General features: G+C 30.5%; 6 protein-coding genes. 1 reads left to right on the plus strand and 5 read right to left on the minus strand.

Annotation, left to right across the window (positions count from 1 at the left end; translation table 11 throughout):
* The coding region (locus tag QZZ11_RS04425) for a hypothetical protein (protein WP_292473948.1) at nucleotides 1-718 on the plus strand (718 nt) is incomplete at its 5' end.
* A gap of 46 nt (nucleotides 719-764) precedes the next feature.
* On the opposite strand, the gene QZZ11_RS04430 is transcribed toward QZZ11_RS04425, so the two are convergent.
* The 5 genes from QZZ11_RS04430 to QZZ11_RS04450 all read right to left on the minus strand — a co-directional run.
* Nucleotides 765-995: a hypothetical protein gene (locus tag QZZ11_RS04430; protein WP_292473950.1), complete on the minus strand. Its 231-nt coding sequence runs from the start codon at nucleotides 993-995 to the stop codon at nucleotides 765-767.
* Nucleotides 982-1,731, minus strand: coding sequence for a hypothetical protein (locus tag QZZ11_RS04435; protein WP_292473951.1), 750 nt, complete (start codon nucleotides 1,729-1,731; stop codon nucleotides 982-984). Before QZZ11_RS04435 ends, QZZ11_RS04430 begins: the two co-directional genes overlap by 14 nt.
* Nucleotides 1,732-1,743: 12 nt before the next feature.
* Nucleotides 1,744-2,604, minus strand: coding sequence for a hypothetical protein (locus QZZ11_RS04440; RefSeq protein WP_292473953.1), 861 nt, complete (start codon nucleotides 2,602-2,604; stop codon nucleotides 1,744-1,746).
* Between the two features lie 2 nt (nucleotides 2,605-2,606).
* Nucleotides 2,607-2,789, minus strand: a complete 183-nt coding sequence (locus QZZ11_RS04445) for a hypothetical protein (RefSeq protein WP_292473954.1) — start codon at nucleotides 2,787-2,789, stop codon at nucleotides 2,607-2,609.
* A partial coding sequence (locus tag QZZ11_RS04450; protein ID WP_292473956.1) for a DUF4326 domain-containing protein occupies nucleotides 2,773-3,008 on the minus strand: 236 nt, incomplete at its 5' end. The genes QZZ11_RS04445 and QZZ11_RS04450, both read right to left, overlap by 17 nt.

The raw sequence follows: 3,008 nt of genomic DNA on the forward strand, positions 1-3,008 counted from the left end.
ACAAGATGCTAACAACAGAGTTGCTGATTCTTGTACTGTTAATGTTAGTCCATCAGCTCTTGAGTTTACTGCCACTAATGTCGGAAGAAGTAAAACAGTATCTGTCACTTCAACAACTGAATATGTTTATGACTCAGGTGCAAGAAGTACTGCTTACACTATGCCAAATGCAACTATAACAGGAAGTCAAAGTTCTCAGTTTAACATTGTTGCACCATCTGTACCAAGAGTTCCATTAACATACACCATTAACTGTCCAACTTATTACGCAGACGGTAGAGGTTTACCAATTGCATATGCTGTGTTTACATCATCTGATTGTCCAAATGTAAGTGGAGTAGTTGATTTGTCCTTCTCAGGTAATTCATCTGTTATATTACCTACGTTAAATGGAACTTTTGGAAATGCGGGTAATTATTGGTACATTTCAATAAATTCCTTTGATATATTGGGTGCAACACCTAACGTAACATGGACTTCAAATGTTGCTTATGATGCAACAATTGAAGGTGCACACTATTCTGGTCAATTTATTTTTACTGCAAAAACATCTTCAACTAACCAAATTCAATATCTTGGTATGTCAGGTGATTCGCATATGAGTTATAGTTATGAATCCGGTGCAAACACTATTGTTTTTAGACATGATGCTACAATAGCAACAACTGCTGTACCTACAGGACGATTGGATGTTGGTCAACCACAACAGTCTAGTTAAAAAATAATATTAAAAAAATCCCTCCTAAAATTAGGAGGGATTTTTATTAAATAACGTTTTTACCAACAATTTTATTATTTGGTCTAAGATATTTCCAACCATTTTTTTCTTCATTTTCTATTAGTTGGTCAAAATCTTGTTGATATGCTGGTGGTAACAAACCACCATCCATATAATAATTACCGTGCATTCTATATATATCGGTATTTACTCTGATACTACCACCTTCTTTAAGTGGAATTTCTTTTACAACAATGTATTGACTATCGTTCTTCATGTTTATTAATATTTAACTCAACTGTTATTTCTGTTTCACCATCTGTTCCTACTCTTAAACAATAAGAACATACTGTTATCTCATCACCAAGGAAATTAGGAACACCATTTTGGTAAATATATGTGTAAATCTTATAAAATTTCCTATTTGATTTGTTAAACTTTTCATAATAAGTCTCACCGTGTTTTGGTTTGATATACAGATTTAATGTATTTCCATATAATGAAAAACTTTCAATGTCATCTTCATAAATAAATACATCGAAATCATTATAATGCCTTCCTCTACTTCTTAATTTTATAACATTATCAGATTCAGTAATAAACTTTAACCGTGTGTCACATTTTTTCTTCTTATCATAAGTAAAACCAATTGAGTAGGTGTCATCTACACAGTTATCTTTACAGTTTGAGTAGGTATCTTCAACATAATTAATAGGTTGTTTCTTATCTACACAATTGTCATAATATAAAGGATAGTTTTTTTCACAATTGTCATAATATAAAGGATTATCATTAATAATTAATGGTTCACCATCAAAAATCTCAAGTGGTTCGTCATCTTCAAATTCGCATTCATAATTTTCATTTACACAAGGTGGTTCATATGTTAATGTGTCTTTATGAAGCCATTTGTTTTTGTTCTCATCTGTTAATGATGCCTTATTATTAATCTTGTTAATCTTAATTCTCCTAAGATTGTTGTTCATTTTGTTAATTAAATTTTTATCATCCATAGCATTATTAGTTTATTTTATTATTTTTCTAATTGTATCTGTTACATCCTTAATAGGAATTATGTCATAAGTTCCATCATCTTTTAACCAAATAAGATTTTTTTCTATGACATGTAAGCCAATGTCTTCAAGACAAGTTGTATAACAATTTAATTGTATTGTATAAACACCAAAAGGCTCTTGATATAAATCATCAAACGGATAGTATAACATTTTATTATGTTGTCTTGAGAAATTTTTATAAATTTCGCCATTCGTTTTATAGTCAAATACAATTAAACCACTTTTTGTATCGTCTATTGGGTCTTTATAATAACAAAGCAAATCAAAAGTACCTGCAAAATTAGTTTTATATTTAGTATCACCTGCACTTGTATATACTTTTGTTTCAGGTAAGACAACCCATAGGTTTTCACGAAATTCATTCCAAAACTTTAATGCAGATTCTTCTTTTGGTCTTGTTGGAATTAACCAATTTTTGTCTGCTATGTATTGATATTTTTTATCATCAGGAATATTATCAGGACAGCCTAATTTTAACCAAGACAAGCCTTCCCCATAGGCATGAACCTGTGTTCCTGTTATTGTTGCTTTTAAATTAGTAAATTTCCATTGGTCCAACCAATATTCAGGTGTATTACCATGTTTTTCAGCATAAGCAGTTGCTTTCTGTATTGAGTCAAATTCTTCCTCAAATTGACCAGCAAATACAGACACTGACATTAATTCCTCATCATGTAAATAATATTTATGACCTTCATCAACAAAAACAAGTTCGTTAAACGTATTTAAAATTTTCTCCCTTATTTCTGTTACTTCAGGTGGTTCATTATCTACATTAATAAAATATTTACTTTCGTCTCTTAATGGCATATTTATTCGTTTTTATCTTTATTATCTAATTCGTTTATCAAGGCATCAGCCATTCTTATTGATAGTTTAGCAACAATTTTAGGTGCAACTTCCAACGCAGTTCCAAGACTGCCACTTTCCAAGATTCCTTGCATTGCACTTATTGCTGCTGTAATTCTCAACCTATTTTTATCTGCTTCTGTCATGTTTTATGGATTTTATCTTTTCTTTTATAAGTCTCTGTTCCAACTTTCTTTTTATAATGTCACCGTGACAGGTAAGAGGTTTACAAAAACAACCAAGATACACAGTTTCACCGTTTTTATAATGTTCATATATTTCATCAACTGTTTCTGTAAATTCTTTATTATGTCCATACATTATATCAAAATATTCATCGTATTTCTCTATGGCTTCTTCCCTAT

This window comes from Methanosphaera sp. (assembly GCF_016282985.1).
Taxonomy (GTDB): Archaea; Methanobacteriota; Methanobacteria; order Methanobacteriales; family Methanobacteriaceae; genus Methanosphaera.

Excerpts from the sequence above, each read along its gene's own strand:
- QZZ11_RS04430 (WP_292473950.1), bottom strand. The coding sequence starts at position 995 with ATGAAGAACGATAGTCAATACATTGTTGTAAAAGAAATTCCACTTAAA.
- QZZ11_RS04435 (WP_292473951.1), bottom strand. The coding sequence starts at position 1,731 with ATGGATGATAAAAATTTAATTAACAAAATGAACAACAATCTTAGGAGA.
- QZZ11_RS04440 (WP_292473953.1), bottom strand. The coding sequence starts at position 2,604 with ATGCCATTAAGAGACGAAAGTAAATATTTTATTAATGTAGATAATGAA.
- QZZ11_RS04445 (WP_292473954.1), bottom strand. The coding sequence starts at position 2,789 with ATGACAGAAGCAGATAAAAATAGGTTGAGAATTACAGCAGCAATAAGT.